This is a genomic window from Flindersiella endophytica (assembly GCF_054779015.1).
Genome location: NZ_BAAGYY010000023.1, coordinates 379879 through 402103, shown reverse-complemented (window position 1 = coordinate 402103; position 22225 = coordinate 379879). Strand labels below are relative to the sequence as shown.

Below are 22225 nucleotides of genomic sequence, written 5' to 3'. Positions count from 1 at the left end.
TCTTTCTGCTACGGTGAAAGCCATGTCCACGCAGACCCGGTCGGAGGCGCGGGAACGGTTGCTGTCCACGGCCAGCGAGCTGTTCTACCGCGAAGGCATCCGCGCGGTCGGGGTCGAGCGGATCCTCGCCGAGGCCCCGGCCACCCGCGCGACCTTCTACCGGCACTTCCCTTCGAAGGAAGACCTCGTGGTCGCCTACCTGCGCGGTGTCGACACCGGCATCCGCGCCGGTACCCAGGCCGCCGTCGATGCAGCGCCCTCCGCCGCCGACGCACTGCGGGCGATCGGCACCGCCGTCGCCGACGACCTGGCCCGGCCGGAGTTTCGCGGGTGCGCCTTCCTCAAGGCCGCCGCGGAGTACCCCGACCCCGACGACCCCGTACGCCAGGTGATTCTCGACCATCGAGCGTGGTACGTCGCCACGCTCACCGAGCTCTTCGCGCAGGTCTTCGGGACCTCACCGCGGCGCGGCAAGCCGGAGCACGCCGCACGGCACTTCGTCATGATGCGCGACGGTGCGATGTCCGGTGCACACCTCGACGGCGTTGACAGCGTCGGAGCGGCGTTCCACCGTGGCGTCGAGGGCCTGCTCACCGTCCTGCACTGACCGCTCGCCTGAAGCTGCCGCGTGCATGCGCGGCGACGACGATGGCCGACCCGAAGGCGAGGGCCGCCGAGACGAGAAAGGCCGCCGCCAGCGATCCGAACGCGATCACCGACGACGCGGCGATCAGGCCGACGGCCTTCGACGTACGCAGCAGGGCGAAGCCTTCGGCGCGTCGATCCGGCGGGAGGACGTCGTCGAGGAACAGCGAGAACGACATCCCGAGCGGAGCGAGGAACAAGCCGATCAGGACGGCCCCGGCGATCGCGGAGCCGATCCACCCGTCCCACGCGACCGCGCCCAGTCCGGCGACGGTCAGCAGCATCATCGCGACGACGGCCGGCTGCCGCAGGCGGCGGTTGCGCACGCTGGTCCAGACCCCTCCGAGCACGGAGCCGACACACAGCGGAACCGTGAAGAAGAACGCCGCACTGGGCGCGAGCTCGTGGCGCACCGCCAGTGCCACGGCGCCGACCTCGACCGAGGCCACGCAGGCAGAAGCGCTGCCCGCGGCGAGCAACCACACCATGGTGCCCAGCCGCATCGCCCCCTGTCGTACGCGGGCCAACGCCGGCCCAGGCGCCGATCCAGATGCCGACCCAGCCGCCGACGCCATGCGATGCGCGACGCGAGGAAGCGTGACCAGCGGCAGCGCACTGGCGATCGCCATGATGCCGACCGCCGTGAGGACCGACGCGCCCCCGATCGTCGAGGCGAGAATCGGCCCGATCACGAAGATGAGCTCGTTGGCGGTCGCCGCGATGCCAAGCGCGCGTGGCAGCTGGTTCGCGGCCACCATGTCGTTCAGGATCGCTCGCAGCAGCCCGAAGATCGCCCCGTTGACCAGCCCGGCGAGACCCGCGGCGACCACCAGGACGGCAAGCGGCGCGCGGGCGGCGATGGCGACACCGAGGCCGGCGAGCGCGAGCGTCCGGAAGCCGGCGAGCGCCCGGGCGTAGCCGGCCGCGGACCACCGTCGTCCCGCTGCTGTGATCGGCACCGCCCCGACCACCTGCGTGGCGGTCATCGCGGTCATCATCAGCGCGCCCCCGTTGAGGTCGCCTTGCGACGACAGGGTCGCCAGCCCGAACGCGATGGGCGCCATCGACGCCGGCACCGCCGTACCGAGGTTCGCCGCGATCCAGCGTGCGAAACCGCGCGGCCGACCGGGGTCCGCGCTCGTGGGTGCGACCTCCGCGTCGGTACGTCCCTCTGCTCCACTCACGAGACCAGGCTCCCAGAGGCCGCCCAGGCATTCTGGGGAGTACTGGGAGTACCTGGCTCGGCAGACACTCCCTCAGCAGCCGTTCCGGCTCTAACGTCTCACGTATGCATACACGAACGCTCGGTCAGCAGCTGGAGGTCTCCGCGATCGGCCTCGGCTGCATGGGCATGTCCCAGAGCTACGGCCCCAACCCAGGCGATCGGGACGAGATGATCGGGGTGATCCGGTACGCCGTCGAGGAGGCGGGCGTCACCTTCTTCGACACCGCCGAGGTGTACGGGCCGTACGTCAACGAGGAGCTCGTCGGCGAGGCGCTCGGCCCGGTGCGCGACCGGGTCGTGATCGCGACCAAGTTCGGCTGGGACATCCAGGACGGGCAGATGCGCGGCACCAACTCCAGGCCCGAGCAGATCCGGCGGGTCGCCGACGAGTCGCTGCGCCGGCTCGGGATCGACGTGATCGACCTCTTCTACCAGCACCGGGTCGACCCCGACGTGCCCATCGAGGACGTCGCCGGAACGGTCGGCGAGCTCGTGGAGGCCGGCAAGGTACGCCACTTCGGGCTCTCCGAGGCCGGCGCGGCCACCATTCGCCGCGCCCACGCCGTCCACCCGGTCACCGCGGTCCAGAGTGAGTACTCCCTGTGGACGCGCGACCCCGAGCCGGAGGTGCTGCCGGCCTGCGCGGAGCTCGGCATCGGGTTCGTGCCGTTCAGCCCGCTCGGCAAGGGCTTCCTCACCGGCACCGTGGGTACGACCACGGAGTTCTCGGCCGGCGACATCCGTACCAGGGTCCCGCGGTTCGAGGCCGAGAACCTCCGCGCCAACGAGGCGTTGCTGAACCACGTCCGCGCCCTCGCCGAGGCCAAGCAGTGCACGCCGGGCCAGATCGCGCTGGCCTGGTTGCTGGCCCAGCACCCGTGGATCGCACCGATTCCCGGGACCCGCCGCCGCGGTCGGATCGACGAGAACGCCGGCGCGACCCAGCTCGCACTCTCCGCCGACGAGATCGCCGACCTCGACGCGCTCGCCGCCCGGGTCGGCGTCCAGGGGGACCGCTACAACCCCGCCGGCATGGCGATGGTCGGCCTCTAGGAAACGAACGCCTCCGCATCGGTGTCCGTTCTCGGACACCGATGCGACCGTGACCGATATGCCGCGCACCGGAACTCGCCAGAAACTCCAGCGTGCGACGGATCTGGCCTGACAAGGAGAGCTGCCGCTGCTCGAGCTCTGCGTGGACCCGACGCCGGCTCCTTGGTCAGCTCACAGGCAGGCTTCAGCCCTTGATCGCGCCGATGATGACGCCCTTGGTGAAGTGCCGCTGGACGAACGGATACACGAACATCACCGGAATCGTCGCGATCGCCACCACGGCCATCTTGATGGCCAGGCTCGGCACCGGCCCTTCGCCCAGGCTGCTGGTCTCGCTCGCCTCGACGCCTGGAATCGGCTCGCCCTGCAGGACGTAGTTGCGCATGAACAACGACAGCGGATACATCGTGTTGTCGTCGAGGTAGAGCAGGGCGTTGAACCACGCGTTCCAGTAGCCGACCCCGTAGAACAACGCGATCACCGCCACCGCCGCCTTCGACAGTGGCAGCACGATCGTCAGCAGGATGCGGAAGTCTCCCGCGCCGTCGATGCGTGCGCTCTCCAGGAGCTCCCGCGGAATCCCCATGAAGAACGACCGCAACACGACCAGGTTGAACGCCCACACCGCCCCAGGCAGGATCAGAGCCCAATACGTGTTGAGCAAACCCAGCGACTGCACGGTGAGGTACGTCGGGATCAGCCCGGGCGCGAACAGGAACGTCAGCAGCACGATCAGCAGGATCGGCCGGTGCCCCACCGACCCCGGCCGCGACAGGCCGTAGGCCGCCAGCGCGGTCAGCGAAACGCTCAACGACGTTCCCACGAACGTGATCCCGAGGCTCACCAGCAATGCCCGCGTCACCACGCCGCCGGACAGGATCTCCTCGTACGCCCGGAACGAGATCTCGCCCGGCACCAACACCAAGCCCCCTGCGGAGGTGATGGTCTTCTCGGTCGACAAGCTGGTCAGCAACACGACCCACAGCGGCACCAGCACGGCCAGCACGACGGCGCCTAGCACGAAGGACTTGCCGGTCTGCCCGGCAGCCGTCGGCCGTTCCTCCCACACTGCGCGAGTAGTCATCGCCTCGAATACACTCCTTGTTCCCCAACGGCATGCGCGAGCCGGTTCGCGGCGAGGACGAGCACCAGCCCGACCAAGCCCTTGATCAGTCCGGCCGCGGCTCCATAACCCCAGTCGCCCGCGACGACGCCGGTGAAGTAGACGTAGGTGTCGAGCACCTCGGCCGACCCGGTCCCCACCGCGTCCCGCTGCAACAGGATCTGCTCGAAGCCGACAGTCAGCGCGTCGCCCAACCGCAGGATGAGCAACAGCACGATCACCGGACGCAACGCCGGCAAGGTCACATGCCACAGCCGGCGCCACCGCCCGGCGCCGTCGACGGCGGAGGCTTCGTACAGGTTCGGATCCACGGTCGAGAGCGCCGCCAGGAAGATGATCGTGCCCCAGCCCGCGTCCTTCCAGACCGCCTGCACCGTCAACAGCCCGATGAACGTGTCCGGGTTCGTCATGATGTCGAACGGCTCCCAGCCACGCGAACGCAGGAACGTGTTCAGCAGCCCCGCACCACCGAGCATCTGCTGGAACAGCGTGACGACCAGCACCCAGGAGAAGAAGTGCGGCAGGTAGACGATCGCCTGGATGAAGCCCCGCACGCGCGAGCTCAGCACGGAGTTCAGCAACAGCGCGAGCAGGATCGGCAGCGGAAAGTAGAACACCAGCTGGAATCCCGTGATTGCCAGCGTGTTGCGCGTCGCGTTCCAGAAGTCGGGGTTGTCGATCAGCCGCTGGAAGTTCTCGAGTCCGTTGAACGGGCTGTTCACGATGCCGATGTACGGCGAGTAGTCCTGGAACGCGATCACGTTCCCCAGCAGGGGAAAGTAGTGAAAGAGACCCAGCAGCGCGAGCGTCGGCGCGACCATCACCAGCAGCGCCCAGTCCCGCCGCAGCCGCGCCCGCAGCGGAACCCGGGGAAGAGCAGCCGAACGTTTGCGCGGCCGAGCCGGCGGCCGTCCCTGCTCCGCCGGCTCGGTCCGGGTGGCTTCGTCGAGCATCAACGCCCGATCTTCTTGAGGTTCTCGTCGTAGAAGTCGCGCAGCTCGTCGCCGCCGCGCTTGCGCCAGTTGGCGACCGCGGCCGTCCAGTCACCGACCTTCGCGCGGCCGCGCGAGATGTCGGCCTCCTTGTCGGTCAGCGGCTGCTGCAGCGTCTGGAACTTCGGCGGCTCCTCGACGTTCAGCCCGTCCAGCAGGTCGTCGATGAGGTACGGTGCCGTCGCCTGCTGCCAGGCGTAGAAGTCCTTGACGTAGTCGGGGTACGGCGGTTCGGAGATGAACGACGGCCGCCCGATCAGGAAGCCGTAGGTGAACGTCACCTGCTGCTTGCCCTTGTCGTTCAGCGCGGGAACGCCGTTGGCGTCGCGCGTGTGCGTCTTGCCCTCGGGGCCGTAGGTGATCAGATCGTACTCCTTGGTGCCGAACGGCGCGGCGATGTAGTTCATCGCGCCGAGCAGCTCCTCGACCTGGTCCTTCGGCGTACCCTTCTTGATGTACGACTGCATGCGCGCCGCACCGCCGCGGGTGTAGACCGGCTTGGTCGTTCCGTCGGCGGAGAACGGCGGGAACAGCTCCATCACGAAGCCGGGGTTGCTCGGCCGCTGCCGTTCGAGCGCTTCGTGCCAGGCGCCCACACCGTCCATGTACATCAGCATCTGGCCGCTCTCGAACAGCGGTTTGACGTCCCAGCCGCCGCCGACGACCGTCGGGTGGACGTAGCCCGCGGCGAACAGCTTGCGGTTGAACTCCAGCGCGTCGACGTATTCCTCGGTCTCGATGACGTTCACCAGCTTGCCGTCACGGCGCATCCAGTTGGCGGGGATGCCGTACATCCGGCGGATCTCCGCGAACACCGTGCCGCACGCCCATCGCTTGCCCTTGGGGTCGTTGACCTCCTTGCACAGCGCGAACCAGTCGTCGGCCGTCTTGGGCGGCTCGACGCCGAGCTGCTTGAAGATGTCGGAGCGATAGAACAGGCCGTCGGAGATGCCGCCGCCGGGGAACGGCAGCCCGAACAGCCGTCCGCCGAACACACAGGCCTGCCACGACTTGGTCGGCAGGTTGGCGAGGTTCGGCCATTTCTTCGAGATGTCCTTGCCGAGGTAGCCGGTCAGGTCCTCGAACAGCGCGGGGACGATCGCGGAGGAGAAGTCCTGCGGGCGGTTCCAGACCGGCACCTGCATGATGTCCGGCACCCGCTTCGACGCCAGCGTCGCGGCGATCTTCGTGCCGTAGTCGTTGCCGTTGATGATGGTGAACTGGAACGTGCTGCCGATCTCGGCGTTCACCGCTTTGTAGTAGTCGTTCTTGTCCAGGCCGGGTGGGATCGGCCACCAGGCGGGCGTCATCGCCTTGAACGTGCTGCCCTTACCTGGCTTGCCGGTGACGGTCGCGACGAGCTCGCGGGGATACGCGAGATAGCCGGGCGCGACATCACCGGTGGACGCGAGCTCGGGCTTGACGTACTCCGCGTTGACGAACTTCGGGACGGTCGTCAGCTTCTCCTGTTCGCGGATCGCGCCCTTGGGGTTGGGCTTGGCCGCGGTCTTGCCGGAGTCCGATCCGCAGCCGGACAGGATCGGCGCGCTCACGAGGGTTCCCGCGCCGGCGGCGAGAGCGCCGAGAAGCGTGCGACGGCTGACGTCGCTGGGCTGGTGGCTCATGGTGGCTGTGCACCTCTTCTTGTTTCAAAGTCAGACTTCGAACCAGAACTGGGAGATCCGCGCCCCGCCAGCGAGGCTCAGATACAGGTCGTGCTGCCCGGTGGTGGCCGGGATGGAGGTACGGATGGTGGTCGAGCTGTCAGGGGCGGAGCCCTCGATGGTGGCCAGGGGCTCACCGGTCAGATCGCCGAGCCGGAGCTCCATGCGGCTGTGATCGCAGAAGCGTCCGGACACGACGAACGTGGTTGCAGCCGTGGCGAAATCCACGTCGTGGAAGCAAATCCAGCCGCTGGCCGGGACGGTCAGGGCATCACCGACCAGCGGCGTCCGGGGTACGAAGCGAACACCGGCCTGGGCGTCGAAGTCGACGGCCGCGATCGGCTGGGTCGCGTCGCGTGGGGGGAGCGGTTCGCCGTCGATCTGGGCGGTCACGGCGACCGGCAGGTTGGCGGAGGAGCCGCCGGCGAGCAGTTCGTAGGTCCCTGTCTCGACGACGAAGCGGTGCTGCCGGACGTCCCAGTGCGCGAGCGCGTCGCTTTCGAGGTCGACGCTCACCTCTGCGGTCTCGCCCGGCAGCAGCTCGATCCGGCGGGAGCCGGCGAGACGTTTGGCGGGATAGCGAACGTTCGACGGCGAGGCGCGGCGGACGTAGAACTGCACGACCTCGGCCGCGGCTCGATCGCCGGCGTTGGTGACCGTGACGGTCGCCGCACCGCCGGCCCAGCGCAGGCCGGCGTAGGAGAACCGCGTGTAGCTCAGGCCGTGTCCGAACGCGTACAGCGGCTGCGAGTACTGGTAAAGGTACGTTCGGCCGGTCTCGATGATGTCGTACTCGCCGATGCCGCCGATCGCTTCCAGTTCGGCGCTGGAGCCCAGCCAGGTCTGGGTGAGCCGGCCGCTGGGCGAGACGTCGCCGAGCAGGACGTCGGCGAGCCCGTTGCCGATCTCCTGGCCACCGTGCGACAGCCACAGGCTGGCCGGAACGTCCGCCCAGTCCAGCGCGTAGGGATAGCTGCTCTCGACGACGAGCACGGTGCGCGGGTTGTGCGCCAGCACGGCCTTCACGAGCTCGAACTGCCTGGTGGGGAGGTCGAGGTGCGAACGGTCGGCGGTCTCGCGAGCGCCGACCATCGGATGGTTGCCGACCACGACGATCGCGACGTCGGCCTGGCGCGCGACCTCGGCCGCAGCTGTCACGCCGTCTTCCACGAGCTCGAAATCGTTAATCGGGTAAGGCGTCTCGGTCGCGAGATGCTCGAGCCAGTCGGTGCCGTGCAGCCGGAACGTCTCGTGGACGACCCAGCCGTTCGGCTGGTCCTGGTCGGCGACCAGGTCGCCGGACTCCTTGCGGGTGAGGACCCTGCCGTCCTTCGCCCGGAACGCCAGCACGCCGTCGCCCCAGTCGTAGGCGTCGAGCTCGAAGGACTGCTCGCCGATCCGGAACCGTACCTGGTCGACGCCGGCGTGGTGGCTCACGTGGTCGTCGCCCAGCCGGCTACGCAGGGCGTCGAGCGGAGTGACGGCGTAGGGGAGCGTGCCGCTGTACCAGTCGGTGAGGCAGTCGTCGGCCAGCGGACCGAGGACGGCGACTGAGCCCAGGTGGGTGGCGTCGAGTGGGAGCACGGCGTCGTTGTTGAGCAGAACGATCGACTGCCGGACGGCTTCTCTCGCAAGCGCCTGGTGATCATGACTCTTGTAGAGTTGTTGACTTGCTCTCTTGTTCTCTTGTTGAACAATCGTATCCAGGTGCAGGCGCATCCGCAGCAGCCGGCGTACCGCGGCATCGATCGTGCTCTCGTCGAGCAAGCCCTTGTGGAGCGCGTTCCGCAGGGTCGTCGTCGTGAACGCCGGGTCGTCGCCGCGGTCGGTGAAGGAGTCCAGACCGGCGTGGAGAGCGGCGGCGTGTGACTCCTCGTGCGTCTCGAAGTAGCCCTGCTCCTCGGCGAGGTTGGTGGGCGCGAACGCGTCACTGACCACGACGAGGTCGGGCGACCAGGTGCGTAGGACCTCTGTGATGTATGGGCTGACGTGGTTCGGCCGGCCGTTGACCAGGTTGTAGGACAGCATCACGGCCTTGGCGGCGCCCGACCGGATCGCCGGCTCGAACGCGCGGAGGTAGTACTCATGCAGCAGCCGCGGCCGCACGTCCGAGGAGGTCGTCACCCGTTCGTGCTCGTTGTTGTAGGCGAGGAAGTGCTTCAGCGTGGGCGCTGTCGCGTTCTCGTGCGAGAGGCCTTCGCAGTAAGCAGTCGACAGCACGCCGGTGAGGTAGGGATCCTCGGAGTAGCCCTCCTCGTTGCGGCCCGCCCGCGGATCGCGGAGCAGGTCGACGACGGGTGCCCAGACGTTCAGGCCGACCTGCGGCCGGTCGCTGTGATGGCAGGCCCGGATCTCGCGGCCGACCGCGACGCCGATCGCGCGTACGAGCTCCGGGTTCCACGTGCTGCCGAGCCCGATCGCCTGCGGGAACACCGTCGCCTCGCCCGACCAGGCGAGGCCGTGCAGCCCTTCCTGGCCGGTGTGGAACTCCGGCAGGCCCCGCCGTTCGATCGCCGGCTGGTGCTGGTGCAGCAGGCCGATCTTCTCCTCGAGTGTCAGCTGCCCGAGGATCTCCTCCACCCGTTGCTCATCAGGATTCGGCATGGTCACAGCCGGCCTCCGTCGCGCAACGGGAGCTCGGCGCCGTCACGCAGGAAGACCGGTATGCGTTCGATCGGTGCGTCGACCTCGACCGTGGCTCCGCCCTGACGGACCTCGTTGGTCCAGCCATCGGTCCAGGCCGCGCCCTCCGGCAGGTAGACCCGGCGGCCGCGCGCACCGAACTCCAGTACGGGTGCGACCAGCAGGTCCGGGCCGAACAGGAACTCGTCATCGGCTTCCCAGGCCGTCGGATCGTCCGGGAAGTCGAAGAACACCGGCCGCATCGGTGGGAGACCGGTTTCGTGGGCTGCCTTCATCTGCTCGCGGACGTACGGACGCAAGCGCTCGCGCAGGAAGAGCTGCTCGCGCAGGATGTCGTACGCCGGCTCGCCGTACGACCAGACCTCGTTGGGCCCGCCGGTGCGTTTCGGCGTGAGGGGCATCTGTGGCTCGCGGTCGCCGTGCAGGCGGAACAGCGGGCAGAACACGCCGTACTGGAACCAGCGCACGATCAGCTCGCGGAAGTACTCCGAGTCCGGGTCGCCGCCGTGGAAGCCGCCGATATCCGTTGTCCACCAGGGGATTCCGGACAGCGCGACGTTGAGGCCGGCGCGTACCTGGTCGCGCAGCGACTCGAACGTCGCCGGGATGTCGCCCGACCACAGGGCCGCGCCGTAGCGCTGGCTGCCGGCCCACGCCGATCGGTTGAGCGTCACGACGTCGGTCTCGCCGGCGTCGCGCATGCCCTCGTAGAAGGCGCGGGCGTTCTCGCGGGGATAGAGGTTGCCGACCTCGAGGCCGGGACCCGCATGGTAGAGCAGGTTCTGGGAGTGGCCGGGCTTGAGCTCGGGCTCGCAGGCGTCCAGCCACCAGATCTTGATGCCGAGATCGTGGTAGTGCCGGCGTACTTCGTCCCAGACGAAGCGGCGGGCGGCCGGGTTCGTCGAGTCGTAGAACGAGACCTGGACCTGCGCGTCGACGCCCTTGTCGGCCCAGTCGGCGTGGACGGGCGGGCCCTGCTCGGTGGCGACGAAGAAGCCACGGGCCAGCATCTCGTCGTAGTTCTCGCTGAGCGGGCTCACCGACGGCCAGACGCTGACCATGAGCTTGACGCCCATCTCTGTCAGCTCGTCGACCATGGCCTGGGGATCGGGCCACTCGGCCGGGTCGAAGCGCCACTCGCCGAGGTGCGTCCAGTGGAAGAAGTCGCAGACGATGACGTCGAGGGGGAGGCCGCGTTCCTTGTACTCGCGGGCGACCGCCAGCAGCTCGTCTTGGGTGCGGTAGCGCAGCTTGCTCTGCCAGAACCCGGTTCCCCAATCCGGGAGCATCGGTGAGAAACCGGTTACTCCGGCATAGTGCGCCATCACGTCGGCCGGGCGCTCGCCGGTGGTGATCCAGTAGTCGAGCTGCCGGGCACTGTCGGCGACCCAGCGCGTGCCGTTGACGGCGAGCTCGGTGCGGCCGATCGCGGGGCTGTTCCAGAGCAGGCCGTAACCCCGGTTGGAGAACAGGAACGGGATGGTGACCTCGGAGTTGCGCTGCAGCAGCTCGACAACCGCGCCCTTCTGGTCCAGCAGGCCGTGCTGGTGCTGGCCGAGGCCGTAGAGCTTCTCGCCTTGGTACGCCTTGAAGCGCTGCTCGATGCGGTGGTAGCCGTTGCCGTTCGCGAGATAGAGGCGGGTGCCGGGCCACCAGAAGTGCGCCTTCTCCTCGGCGAGGAGCTCCTCGTCGGTGTCGGTGCGGACGAAGCGCAGCTCGCCTGCCGTCGAGAGCTCGGCGCGGATCAGGCCGTTGGTGACGCTGGCCTGCTCCTCGGAGATCTTCACCTCGCCGCGCTCGGCCGGCCGGTCGAGCAGTGCGCCCGGGATGCCGTCGAACACCCTCGGCCTGGCCGCCCGGACGCGGATGCTGTCGGGTCCCCAGGCCTCGACGCGGACGGCTTCGCCGTGTCCGGACCAGGTCAGTCCGCCATCGAGCTCTTCGAAGTCACTCACCCGGGTCTCCATTCGGTCAGCGTCAGCTCAGTGGGCCGTGTCGAACGTTGTCGAAACGTTTCGACGAGCAGGACAAGGGGTTGTCGAGGGTGTGGACATGGTTGCCTCGCTCAGCCTCTGCCGTTGCGCGAGATGGTGCTGCCTCTTACCGTCAGCCGGGGTGCGAGCAGGGTCGCCGCGGGTACGGACGCCTCCTCGAGCTGGGCCATCGCGAGGTCGACCGCGCGCCGGCCGATCTCCTGTGCGGGAAGCTCGACGGCCGTCAGGTCGAACCTTCTGGCGAGGTCCTTCGGGCCGATCGCGACGACCGAGATGTCCTCGGGCACGCGGCGGCCGCGTTCGCGCAGCGCGGCGAGCAGCGTCTCGATGACGGCCTCGTTGTGCACGATCAGGCCGGTCATGCCGGGGTGCTGGCCGAGCAGGTCGGCAACCGCTTGCCGAACGCCGTCAGGTGTGGGGTCGCACGGATGCGTCGAGGTGCTGATCCCACGCCTGCGGGCGGCCATCCGGATGCCGGAGGCCACTCGGGTCGCGAAACCGGTTTCTCGCTGGTAAACGACGTACGGGCTGCCAACCAGGCCGACGCAGGTGTGCCCCAGGTCGGCGAGGTGGTCGACGCACGCGGCGCCGGCGGCGGCGAAGTCGAGGTCGACGCAGGTGAGGCCGCTGGCCTCCTCCGGGAAGCCGATCAGTACGGCGGGCGTGTGCAGCGTACGAAGGAACGGCAGCCGGACGTCGTGCATCTCGACGTCCATCACGATCATCGCGTCGGCGAGGCTGCGTTCCTGCACGCGGTGCAGGCCGTCCTCGCCCTCGTCCTTGGTGAGGACGAGCACGTCGTGGTCGACCTCGCGAGCGCGGGTGACGACCGCGGTGACGAACTGCATCACCACGGGAACGTAAACGCCGCTGTGCAAGGGCATCATCAGCGCGACGACATTGGTTCGCTTGCTGGCCAGGGCTCTCGCGCCGGCGTGCGGCTGGTAACCGAGAATCCGGATGCTCTCGTACACCCGTTCGCGAGTCTCCTGAGAGATCGGTCGTTTGCCGGACAGCACATATGAAACGGTGCTCACCGACACATTCGCATGCCGTGCAACATCCTTGATCTTGGCCACGTCCGCCTCCGGGCTCGATGTCTGGATTGCTGCTTCCGCTGTCTTGTGGTGTCGCGTTCGATGTCTGCCGCTCGCGTGGGTGTCGAAGCGGTTCGATGTTGTTTCGGGAGAGTAAACCCCGACGTGGGGGCGCGCAACCCATTCCGGAGATCTGTTGTCCGTCCGCGTGGGAGCGCTCCCGAGGCTTGCGCCGTGTGACCAGCGTAGAGCCGTCCGCTGTCAGTTCGGATGACCGTTTCCGGACACGGGCTAACCTCGCGAACATGCCTGAACCCATCGCGGAGACCCAGCGGACCTATGACGTGATCGCCGCTACGTACGCACAGGTCAACTCCACCGTCCACCCGCAGCTGGCGGCGGACGCGGCAGTGCTGACCAGCGGCCTGGCGCCGGGAGCCGTCGTCGTCGACGTGGGGTGCGGGCCCGGGCGGGAGGTCGGGTTGCTGCGGTCGCTCGGCTTCCGGGCGTTCGGGATCGACCGCTCGCTGGGGCAGCTGGCTGCGGGAGGTCTGGGCGGCGTGCTCCGGGGCGACATGCGATGGCTGCCACTGCGTACGGCCTGCGTGGACGCGCTGTGGTGCCAGGCGGCGTTGCTGCACATCCCACGGTCCGAGGTGCCGGCGGTGCTCGGGGAGTTCGGCCGAGTCGTCCGTCCCGGGGGACGGCTGTACCTGTCGGTCGCTGAGGGGGACGGTGAGGGTTTCGAGGTCGCGTCGAACTACGGGTCGTCGGAGCGGCGGTGGTTCACCAACCACCGCGAGCCGGAGCTGACCCGGCAACTGGCCGGCGTGGGGTTCGTCGTGGAGCAGGTGAGTCGCGCCAGCTCGTACCGCGACTGGTTGTCGCTACACGCGCGCCGGGTTCTGGCGGACGGAGAACAGGGCTGAGCCGTGTGCGGGCAGGTCGACGGCCAGCTCGGCGGCCAGCTCGGCGGCCAGCTCGGCGATGGTCTCGCGGTCGGCGCGGGCCCAGAGATCCCTTACCTGCTCGGGCTCGGCCAGCTCGAGCCGCTGCCACGGCAGGCGGATCGCTCGTTCACTGTCGGCCAGATTGAAGAGTGCGACGTAGGTCTGCCCGGACTCGCCCTGGGCGGTCCAGACGATCGTCTCGTCGTCGTCGAGGATCCGGCGGGCGCCGCTGCTGTTGTTCAGTACGGCCAGTACGTCCGGGTTGGTGAGCAGCGCGATCGTCTCGGGTGCGGTGGTCGGCAGGTCGCCGCCCATCATGAGAGGCGAGCGGGCGATGCACCACAGCGTCAGCATGGTGCGCTGCTCGTCCAGGCTGAGGTTGCTCGTGCGGTCCTTGCCGACCTCGGCCCGGATGCCGACGTGGCCGATCGGCAGCATGTCGGCGTCCGGCCAGGCGCCGGGGCGGGCGTACGGCGCCCAGGCCGCCAGCCGGTCGAACTGCGCGCGCAGCTGCTTCCAGTCGTCCCACAGGTCGTTGGAGATCCGCCACATCTGCGCGGCGGCGGCCAGCGGCTCGGCCAGCGTTGGGGTGACGTCGACGCCCGGCGACAGGCTGAGCACGATCGGGCGTCCGCACCTGCCGACGGCACGGCTGAACGCCTCCACCTCGGCCTGGTGGAACGGGCCGATCATGTCGTCGGCCTTGACGAAGTCGAGCTCCCAGCGGGCGAACTGCGCGAGCAGGCTGTCGTAGTAGGCCTGCGCGCCAGGGTGCGAGTGGTCGAGGCCGTAGTTGTCGGTGCACCACGTGCAGTCGTTCACCTGGTCAGCCACCTGGTCGGCGGTCCACTCGGTGCCGAGGATCGGCAGCTTCGCGTCGACCGCCTGCCGGGGGATTCCGCGCATGATGTGGACGCCGAGCTTCAGCCCGAGGCCGTGTACGAAGTCGGCCAGCGGCTTGAAGCCGGCCCCACCGGCCGCCGACGGGAAGCGGTTGACCGCCGGTTGCGGCAGGCCATCCTCGTCAAGGACGAGTTGCGCGTGCGCGTTGTACCCGCCACCGCGCGCGGCCGGCTCGTACCACTGGATGTCGACGACGACGTACTCCCAGCCGAACTCGGCCAGGTGCCGCGCCATGAACTCCGCGTTCGCCCGTACCTCCGCCTCCGTTACGGAGGGACCGAAGCAGTCCCAGCTGTTCCAGCCCATCGGCGGCGTCGGTGCGAGCGTCATGCCGCACAACGTAACGCGGCGGAGTGCGGCCGGCCGATGGACGGACCGGTTTCAGCCATCGGCTCGCGGGCCGTGGCTACGTCGGTGGTTGTCGGCGAAGTGGGCGCGGGCGACGGTTCATCTCGTGTTCAGCCGGGCGCCGCCGAGCGCGGCGAGACTGCTCGCGTGCGAACCGGACGGGACCGGATCCGCGTGTGCGCGATCGACCCGCGGGGTGCGGCGGCGGGCTCCCAGGTGCTGCGTGACGTCGCTGGCTCGTTGTGAGCCGAGCTGGCGCAGCTCCGCAAGAGCGTCGACGGCCTCGACGCTGCGGAAGGGCTGGCGAGCGCGAGGTCTGGCGAGATCTGCGGCGGCGCTTGGGGTGGGCGGCGGCTACCTGTGACCGCGGGCGATCGCCTCGTGGTGGCGGAGGACTTCGTCGATGATGAAGGCCAGGAACTTCTCGGCGAACTCGGGGTCCAGGTGAGCGTCTTCTGCCAGGCGGCGTAGCCGGGCGATCTGCACGGCCTCCCGTGAGGGGTCAGCGGGGGGCAGGCTGTGCCTGGCCTTGAGCCGGCCGACTTCCTGGGTGCACTTGAACCGTTCCGCGAGCAGGTGGATCAACGCGGCGTCGAGGTTGTCGATGCTGTTGCGGAGGCGCGTCAGCTCGGCTTTTACCTCGCCGTCGATCCCCGAGTTCGGCTCGTTGTGTTGGTCGCTCACCTGCCTGATCCTGCCAGGGCTTCCGATCTTCTCGTTCCGCCGGGTCGCAGTCATCGTGAGGACCGGCTGCGTGCTGTGGAACGACGGGACCACGTGCAGTGAGGACGCCCTGTCGGTCAACACCACGGCAGGTGGCTGTTCGAAACCTTCCAGCACACGCGAGTCCGCCCCCTCCGACAACGACCGGACGAGGGCGGACTCGACGCCAGAAGAGGAGGAGTGCTCTCAGACCTCTTCGCGCTGGTCGCGGCGGAGGATCTTGGAGCCGAGCCACACCAGCGGGTCGAACTTACGGTCGACGACGCGTTCCTTCATCGGGATGATCGCGTTGTCGGTGATCTTGATGTGCTCGGGGCAGACCTCGGTGCAGCACTTGGTGATGTTGCACATGCCCAGCCCCGCGGCGTCCTGCGCCAGCTTGCGCCGGTCGTTGGTGTCGAGCGGGTGCATGTCGAGCTCGGCGTACCGCAGGAAGAACCGCGGCCCGGCGAACGCGGGCTTGTTCTCCTCGTGGTCACGCACCACGTGGCAGACGTTGTTGCACATGAAGCACTCGATGCACTTGCGGAACTCCTGCCCGCGCTCGACATCGACCTGCATCATGCGCCGCTTGCCGTCGGCGTCGGCGGGACCTGGTTTGAACGCCGGGACCTGCTTGGCCTTCTCGTAGTTGAACGAGACGTCGGTCACGAGGTCCTTGATGATGGGGAACGTCCGCATCGGTGTGACCGTGATCGTTTCGGTCGGTTCGAAGTCGGACAGCCGGGTCATGCACATCAGCCGCGGCCGGCCGTTGATCTCGGCGCTGCACGAGCCGCACTTGCCCGCCTTGCAGTTCCAGCGTACGGCCAGATCGCCCGCCTGCGTCGCCTGCAGCCGGTGGATCGCGTCGAGGACGACCTCGCCCTCGTCGACTTCGACCGTGAAGTCCTGCAGCGCGCCGCCCTCGTCGGACCCACGCCAAACCCTCATCGAGAGGTCGTATCCCATCAGTGCTGCTCCTCGAACAAGACCTTGAGCTCGTCCGGCATCTCCGGCAACGGCTGTGTGGACAGGTCGACTTCACCGTTCTGCAAGCGCAGCACGATGTTCTTGGTGCCCCATTCAGGGTCGGTCATCGGATAGTCGTCGCGGGTGTGCCCGCCACGGCTTTCCTTACGCTCCAGTGCGGCCTTCGCGATGCACTCCGACACCAGCAGCATGTTCTGCAGGTCGAGCGAGAGGTGCCAGCCGGGGTTGTACTGGCGGTTGCCCTCGACCGTCAGCTTCGCCGCGCGTTCCTTGAGCTTCTGGATCTCCTCCAGGGCGTTCGAGAGCTCTTCGGACTTACGGATGATTCCGACGAGGTTGTGCATGATCTCCTGGAGATCCTTCTGCACGTCGTAGGGGTTTTCGCCACCCTCCTCGGAGAACGGGCCGAGCGCCGCCTCGGCAGCCGCCGAGATCTGGTCCTCGTCGACCGCGACCGGCGAAGCCTGCTTGACCCGCGCGGCGTAATAGGCCGCGTTGAGCCCGGCGCGCCGGCCGAACACGATCAGGTCGGACAGCGAGTTGCCGCCGAGCCGGTTGGCGCCGTGCATGCCGCCGGACACCTCGCCCGCGGCGTACAGGCCCTCGATCCTCGACTCGCCGGTGTCGGGATCGACCTCGACACCGCCCATGACGTAGTGGCAGGTCGGGCCGATCTCCATCGGCTCCTTGGTGATGTCGACGTTCGCCAGCTCCTTGAACTGGTGGTACATCGACGGCAGCCGCCGCATGATGTAGTCCGCCGACCGGCGCGACGCGATGTCGAGATAAACGCCACCGTGCGGCGTGCCGCGGCCGGCCTTGACCTCCGAGTTGATCGCGCGGGCCACCTCGTCACGCGGCAGCAGCTCAGGTGGGCGGCGGTTGTTCTTCTTGTCGGTGTACCAGCCGTCGGCCTCTTCGATCGTGTCGGCCGTCTCCGCCTTGAAGAACTCCGGGATGTAGTCGAACATGAACCGCTTGCCCTCGGAGTTCTTCAGGATGCCGCCGTCACCGCGGACGGACTCCGTGACGAGCAGGCCCCGCACCGACAGCGGCCACACCATGCCGGTCGGGTGGAACTGCACGAACTCCATGTTGAGCAGCGATGCGCCGGCCTGCAACGCGAGCGCGTGGCCGTCGCCGGTGTACTCCCAGGAGTTGGACGTCACCTTGAACGACTTGCCGATGCCGCCGGTTGCCAGCACGATCGCCGGCGCCTCGAAGACGACGAACCGGCCGCTCTCGCGCCAGTAGCCGAACGCACCGGAGACCTTCTCGCCCTCTTTGAGGATCTCGGTAATGGTGCATTCCATGTAGACGTCGATGCCCATGGCGACCGCGCGCTGCTGCAGGGTGCGGATCATCTCCAGGCCGGTACGGTCACCGACGTGCGCGAGCCGCGCGTAACGGTGGCCGCCGAAGTCGCGCTGCGAGATCAGCCCGTCGGGCGTGCGGTCGAACAGCGCGCCCCACTCCTCGAGCTCCAGCACGCGGTCGGGCGCCTCCTGCGCGTGCAGCTGCGCCATCCGCCAGTTGTTGAGCATCTTCCCGCCACGCATGGTGTCGCGGAAGTGCACTCGCCAGTTGTCTTCGGGGTAGAGGTTCCCCATCGCAGCGGCCGCGCCGCCCTCCGCCATCACCGTGTGCGCCTTGCCCAGCAGCGACTTGCACACGATCGCGGTACGTGCGCCCGCGTCCTGTGCGGCGATCGCCGCGCGTAGCCCGGAGCCGCCGGCGCCCACGACGATGACGTCGTACGAGTGGCGTTCGAACTCTGTCATGCGAACAACACCTCTTGCTCGTCAGAAGAACCGGACATCGGAGATGGCTCCGATCGCCAGAAGGTAGACATAGAAGTCGGCGACCGCGACGGAGATCAGCGAAGCCCAGGCCAGACTGCCGTGGTTGCCGTTGAGCTTCGAGACGAACGTCCAGGCGCGATAACGGATCGGGTGCTTGCCGAAGTTGCGCAGCCGGCCACCCACCGCGTGCCGGCAGGAGTGGCACGAGAGCGTGTAGAGCCAGATCAGCACGACGTTGACGACGAGGATCAGCGTGCCGAGGCCGGCGTGGCCCCATTCGTGATCCTCGTTGCGGAACGCGATAACCGCGTCGTAGGTGAGAATGCAGGCGACCAGCGCGGCGGCGTAGAAGAACCAGCGGTGGACGTTCTGCAGAATCAGCGGGAAGCGGGTCTCACCGGAGTACTTCTTGTGCGGCTCGGCCACAGAGCACGCGGTCGGCGACTGCCAGAACGCGCGATAGTAGGACTTCCGGTAGTAGTAACACGTCAACCGGAAACCCAGCGGGAAGATCAGAATGATGAGGGCCGGCGAAAACCACGCCGGCAGGAAACTGATCGGCTGCCCGAAGTCGCTGGCGCCTTCGACGCACGCAGTGGAAAGACACGGTGAATAGAACGGCGAGAGATAGGGCGACGAGTAATAGTCGGCACCGGAGAATGCACGCCAAGTGGAATAGACCACGAACGCGGTAAAGCCGATGAACGTCACAGTGGGATAGATCCACCACCGGTCACGGCGAAGCGTGCGCTGCTCAATCCGCGCGCGCCCTGGGCCCAGTACTCCTGTGGCCATCTATGGCGTCCTCTCGTCGTTATGTGACACGGGCAATGTGACACAGATCTCTCGCACTGTGCTTGCGGCGTGTCATAACGTACTCGCACCCTAGACCGGCTATGTGAGCCTGGTGCCCCATAAGCCTGTGGAGTCCGACACACTGTGTGCGATGGGTGTCAGTCAGGAACCAGGCGGGGAACGCGATGCCGTGCGCGTCGTCGTCGGCGCCGTGATCGTACGGGCCGGGAAAACCCTTGCAGCGCGACGGATCGGGCCCGCGGAGCTGGCCGGGCGGTGGGAGTTCCCTGGTGGCAAGGTCGAGCCGGGTGAGGCCGAAGCCGATGCGTTGATACGCGAGTGTGACGAAGAACTCGGCGTCACCATCGACGTCCTGGACCGCATCGGGCCGGACGTTCCGCTGCCTGGTGGAGCGGTGCTGCGGTGCTACTTCGCCCAGCTAAGGCAAGGCTTATCAAACTTTCCGGACTCGTCGTCGGATCACGACGAGCTCCGCTGGCTCGAGGCGGACGAGCTCGACTCCGTCGACTGGCTGCCGGGTGACCGGCCGATCGTGGAGGCCGTCCGGGCGCGGTTGGACGAAGGCGAGAGGTTCGCCGGCGGCCGGGTCGGTGGCGCCGTCCGGATCGGGGACACCGTCCGCCGGCCGGCCGGGCCGTGGACTCCCGCCGTGCACGCGCTGCTGGCGCACGTCCGGGCGGCCGGCCTGCCGTACGTCCCGGAGGTGCTCGGGTTCGACGAGCTCGGGCGCGAAGTGCTGAGGTACGTACCCGGCGAGACGTTCGGCAACGACGACTGGCCGGCCTGGACGCGCTCGGACGCCTTGCTGGAGCAGGCGATGCGGTGGCTGGCGGCGTATCACGAGGCGGTGCGCGACTTCCGGCCGAAGGATGCGGTCTGGCGGCTCGACTCGCGCGAGCTGGCGTCCGATGAGCTGATCTGTCACAACGACCTCGCGCCGTACAACGTCCTGGTCACCGATCCGGCCGGCGAGCTGCGGCTCGCGGGCGTGCTCGACTGGGACGTCGCCGGACCGGGCAAGCCGATCGACGACCTGGCGTTCGCGGCCTGGCATTTCCTTTCCTTGTGGGATGGCGAAGTCTCCGCAGCCGAGGCTGCCCGCAAGCTGCGCCTGCAGGTGTCGGCGTACGGCGACTGTTCCGCGGCCGAGGTCCTGCGGCACATTCCGGTGCGAGTCAACGCAGGTGTGGAACGAATTCGAAAAGGCGCCGCTGCCGGCGATCCGGGAATGCGGAATCTGCTTTCGACGGGGAACCTGGAAGGACATCAGAGAGCGGTTGCGGCATTGGCGGCGCGTTTCGCCGAAATCGAAACCGCGCTCGGGGAATGAACCGTCATTGCAGGCATCGCCTGCGGGTCGCACGTATCGCCACCGCTGACCGGATCCGGTCCGGCTGAGCCTTTGTTCCAGCCAGATCCTGATTACCGTCCATGGCATCCAACGCTTCAGGAGGGGGAGCTATGGCTGGCTGGAACAGGCCTTCTCGCCGAAATGTGCTCGGAACGGTCGCGGGCGTCGGCGCCGCGTTCGCCGTCGGCACCAGACCCGCCTTCGCAGGCGATGACACAGAGGGAATCCGCTGGCCGAGTGGCCAGGAGCTGCCGACGTTCGCCAGGCCGCGTCATCTCGACGTCGCGTCGGCAGATCCGGGACGCCTCGAACCGGGCCGTGCACGAGCTCGACCTCACGCCGTACCTCGGCGGCGAGGCTGTATATCTGCGATTCACCGACTCGTTCCCGGCCGACGGCTGGGGGCCGGCGGTCAACCACGTGACGGTTCGGTCCGATGGCGAGGTGGCCGGCCGACCGGCTGCCGGCGTTCCTGCGGGAGTCCAGGGATCGGTACCTTCGCCAACTCGGGCTTGACGTGTTGTACGCGCTCGGCGACGGACCGCTTCCGCCGGAGAACGTGGCGGAGGCGTTCAACCGGGAGCTCGGCTTGCGGGGCGTGGTGTTCAACATGTGGGGGACGCGCAGCGAGCTGGTGGTCGCCGACCAGACCTTGCCGGTGTCGTCACAGCTCGGCATCGGCAACCGCGACGAGATGGTGTCGCGGATCCTGGGGCAGGTGCGGACCGACCACGACGGGTCGAAGCCGTTGTTCATCGCGGTCGGGATCCCGGCGTGGGAGCTGACGCCGACCGATATCGGCCTCGTCATGGGCCGACGTGGTGGAAGCCCTTGGGACCAACGCGGTTGCGGTCCGAGGCGACCAGTACTTCGACCTCGTTCGGCAGCAGCTGGGACTGCCTTCGGTGTAGCGTTTGGGCCGTCCGGCGAGGTGTCCTCGGTGGGCCTGCCGTTCGTCTCTGTTTGCCTTGTGCGTCTGCGGTGGTTCGTCTACGTTTGTCGGCAGTATGGGTGCCATCGACTACGGCGTGAGGGTTGGGTATGTCGGAGAGTGACCCGGCGTGGCCAGCCGGAGGACCGTCCCGGCCTAATGTGTGGTGGTACGCCGGGGTCGCTGTGGTTCTGCTCGGTGGCATCGTCGTGGGCATCGTCGGCGTCCGGTACGCGCTGGACGGGGCGCTGGGGCCGGCTCTCCTGTTCGTTCTGGTGGGGTTGCTGAATCTCGCGCTGGTGGCCGACAGCATTGTCGTCGCCGAATTCGGGCACTCTCCCCGAGGTGGGGGGATTCGGCTCGGTTATGTCGACGAACTGACGCAGTGGGCGACGGAGTTTCCGTACCGCTGGTCGGTGGAGATCGGCGTGCGAGTCTTCTGGCTGCTGGCGCTCGTGGCGTTCGGACCACTGGCGTTGCGAGCGCTGCGGGCTGATGACGTACTGGTGTTCGCGGGCGCGTTCCTGCTGTTCGGTCTGGCTTTGGTCGTGCTGGTGCGGGCGTTTCGCGGCCGGCTGTGGGGCGGGGGTGTGCAGGGCTGGCGTGGCAAGCTGGCGCTGACGTCGGAGGGGGTATACCACCGCTGGTGGTTGTATTCGGTTTTCCTGCCGTGGCAGCACATCTCGGGAATCCGGGCGGGAGCGCGAGCACCGTACGCCCTGCGATTCGGGCGGCGGAGCGTCTCGAAGCCGGGACCGCTGATCGAGCTCGAAGTGGCATCCCCCTCCGATTCGGACGCGGACGGCCATGTGCTGTCGGGGACGTGGCTGTGGTGGCCGCTGCCGCCGAGCGCGGGCCGGATGTTCGGCGGTGGCTCTGGTGCGGCAGGCCGCCGGCGGTTGACGGTGAGCGCGCTGGCGGCCGACTCGGTGCTGGTCTACCGGTCGTTGCGGTTCTACCACCAGCATCCGGAGCTCCGGTGGGAGCTGGGCACGCACGTGGCGGCCGAGCGCTTCCACAACCAGGACCTCCACGACCCCACCGACGGCTGAC

At 68.1% G+C, this 22225-nt stretch carries 17 protein-coding genes; 5 read left to right on the top strand and 12 right to left on the bottom strand.

Annotation, left to right across the window (positions count from 1 at the left end; genetic code table 11):
* Positions 1-22: 22 nt before the first annotated feature.
* A complete protein-coding gene (locus tag ACYVF6_RS26185) occupies positions 23-607 on the top strand; it encodes a TetR/AcrR family transcriptional regulator (RefSeq protein ID WP_460525184.1) in 585 nt (194 codons plus the stop codon).
* On the opposite strand, the gene ACYVF6_RS26180 is transcribed toward ACYVF6_RS26185, so the two are convergent.
* Entirely contained in the window at positions 591-1829 is a 1239-nt protein-coding gene (locus ACYVF6_RS26180; protein ID WP_460525183.1) for an MFS transporter, read from the bottom strand. The genes ACYVF6_RS26185 and ACYVF6_RS26180 overlap by 17 nt on opposite strands.
* 104 nt (positions 1830-1933) lie before the next feature.
* Here ACYVF6_RS26180 and ACYVF6_RS26175 point away from each other — a divergent pair, with 104 nt between their 5' ends.
* Complete coding sequence (locus ACYVF6_RS26175; protein ID WP_460525182.1) at positions 1934-2923, top strand: aldo/keto reductase; 990 nt, start codon at positions 1934-1936, stop codon at positions 2921-2923.
* 184 nt (positions 2924-3107) lie between these two features.
* On the opposite strand, the gene ACYVF6_RS26170 is transcribed toward ACYVF6_RS26175, so the two are convergent.
* From ACYVF6_RS26170 to ACYVF6_RS26145, 6 genes are all read right to left on the bottom strand, one after another.
* Positions 3108-4007: a carbohydrate ABC transporter permease gene (locus tag ACYVF6_RS26170; RefSeq protein ID WP_460525181.1), complete on the bottom strand. Its 900-nt coding sequence runs from the start codon at positions 4005-4007 to the stop codon at positions 3108-3110.
* On the bottom strand, positions 4004-4999 hold the full coding sequence (locus tag ACYVF6_RS26165) for an ABC transporter permease (RefSeq protein WP_460525180.1): 996 nt from the start codon (positions 4997-4999) through the stop codon (positions 4004-4006). The genes ACYVF6_RS26170 and ACYVF6_RS26165 overlap by 4 nt, the downstream gene beginning before the upstream one ends.
* Positions 4999-6663, bottom strand: coding sequence for a type 2 periplasmic-binding domain-containing protein (locus ACYVF6_RS26160; RefSeq protein ID WP_460525179.1), 1665 nt, complete (start codon positions 6661-6663; stop codon positions 4999-5001). The genes ACYVF6_RS26165 and ACYVF6_RS26160 overlap by 1 nt, the downstream gene beginning before the upstream one ends.
* Positions 6664-6693: 30 nt before the next feature.
* A complete protein-coding gene (locus ACYVF6_RS26155; RefSeq protein WP_460525553.1) occupies positions 6694-9306 on the bottom strand; it encodes a glycoside hydrolase family 3 C-terminal domain-containing protein in 2613 nt (870 codons plus the stop codon).
* 2 nt (positions 9307-9308) lie between these two features.
* Positions 9309-11300, bottom strand: coding sequence for a glycoside hydrolase family 31 protein (locus tag ACYVF6_RS26150; RefSeq protein ID WP_460525178.1), 1992 nt, complete (start codon positions 11298-11300; stop codon positions 9309-9311).
* Positions 11301-11410: 110 nt separating this feature from the next.
* Positions 11411-12418 carry a LacI family DNA-binding transcriptional regulator gene (locus tag ACYVF6_RS26145; protein ID WP_460525177.1) on the bottom strand — a complete coding sequence of 336 codons (1008 nt, stop codon included), beginning with the start codon at positions 12416-12418 and terminating at the stop codon, positions 11411-11413.
* A 263-nt stretch (positions 12419-12681) separates the two neighbouring features.
* On the opposite strand from ACYVF6_RS26145, the gene ACYVF6_RS26140 reads away from it, so the two are divergent.
* Entirely contained in the window at positions 12682-13305 is a 624-nt protein-coding gene (locus ACYVF6_RS26140; protein ID WP_460525175.1) for a class I SAM-dependent methyltransferase, read from the top strand.
* Here the strand turns inward: ACYVF6_RS26140 and ACYVF6_RS26135 are convergent.
* The 5 genes from ACYVF6_RS26135 to ACYVF6_RS26115 all read right to left on the bottom strand — a co-directional run bounded on the left by ACYVF6_RS26135 (position 13264) and on the right by ACYVF6_RS26115 (position 18869).
* Positions 13264-14559, bottom strand: coding sequence for a glycoside hydrolase family 27 protein (locus ACYVF6_RS26135; protein ID WP_460525174.1), 1296 nt, complete (start codon positions 14557-14559; stop codon positions 13264-13266). The two genes, ACYVF6_RS26140 and ACYVF6_RS26135, sit on opposite strands and share 42 nt — an antisense overlap.
* A 372-nt stretch (positions 14560-14931) precedes the next feature.
* Positions 14932-15228 carry a chorismate mutase gene (locus ACYVF6_RS26130; RefSeq protein ID WP_460525552.1) on the bottom strand — a complete coding sequence of 99 codons (297 nt, stop codon included), beginning with the start codon at positions 15226-15228 and terminating at the stop codon, positions 14932-14934.
* A 258-nt stretch (positions 15229-15486) separates the two neighbouring features.
* Entirely contained in the window at positions 15487-16251 is a 765-nt protein-coding gene (locus tag ACYVF6_RS26125) for a succinate dehydrogenase/fumarate reductase iron-sulfur subunit (protein WP_460525173.1), read from the bottom strand.
* Positions 16251-18053 (bottom strand): succinate dehydrogenase flavoprotein subunit, encoded by a 1803-nt coding sequence (locus ACYVF6_RS26120; RefSeq protein ID WP_460525172.1) that lies wholly within the window; start codon positions 18051-18053, stop codon positions 16251-16253. The genes ACYVF6_RS26125 and ACYVF6_RS26120 overlap by 1 nt, the downstream gene beginning before the upstream one ends.
* Before the next feature lie 21 nt (positions 18054-18074).
* Complete coding sequence (locus tag ACYVF6_RS26115; RefSeq protein ID WP_460525171.1) at positions 18075-18869, bottom strand: hypothetical protein; 795 nt, start codon at positions 18867-18869, stop codon at positions 18075-18077.
* A 151-nt stretch (positions 18870-19020) separates the two neighbouring features.
* On the opposite strand from ACYVF6_RS26115, the gene ACYVF6_RS26110 reads away from it, so the two are divergent.
* Both ACYVF6_RS26110 and ACYVF6_RS26105 read left to right on the top strand, forming a co-directional pair.
* The gene (locus tag ACYVF6_RS26110) at positions 19021-20220 is read left to right on the top strand and encodes an NUDIX domain-containing protein (protein WP_460525170.1); all 1200 of its coding nucleotides are present in this window, start codon (positions 19021-19023) and stop codon (positions 20218-20220) included.
* Positions 20221-21357: 1137 nt separating this feature from the next.
* A complete protein-coding gene (locus tag ACYVF6_RS26105) occupies positions 21358-22224 on the top strand; it encodes a hypothetical protein (RefSeq protein ID WP_460525169.1) in 867 nt (288 codons plus the stop codon).
* Position 22225 lies beyond the last annotated feature (1 nt).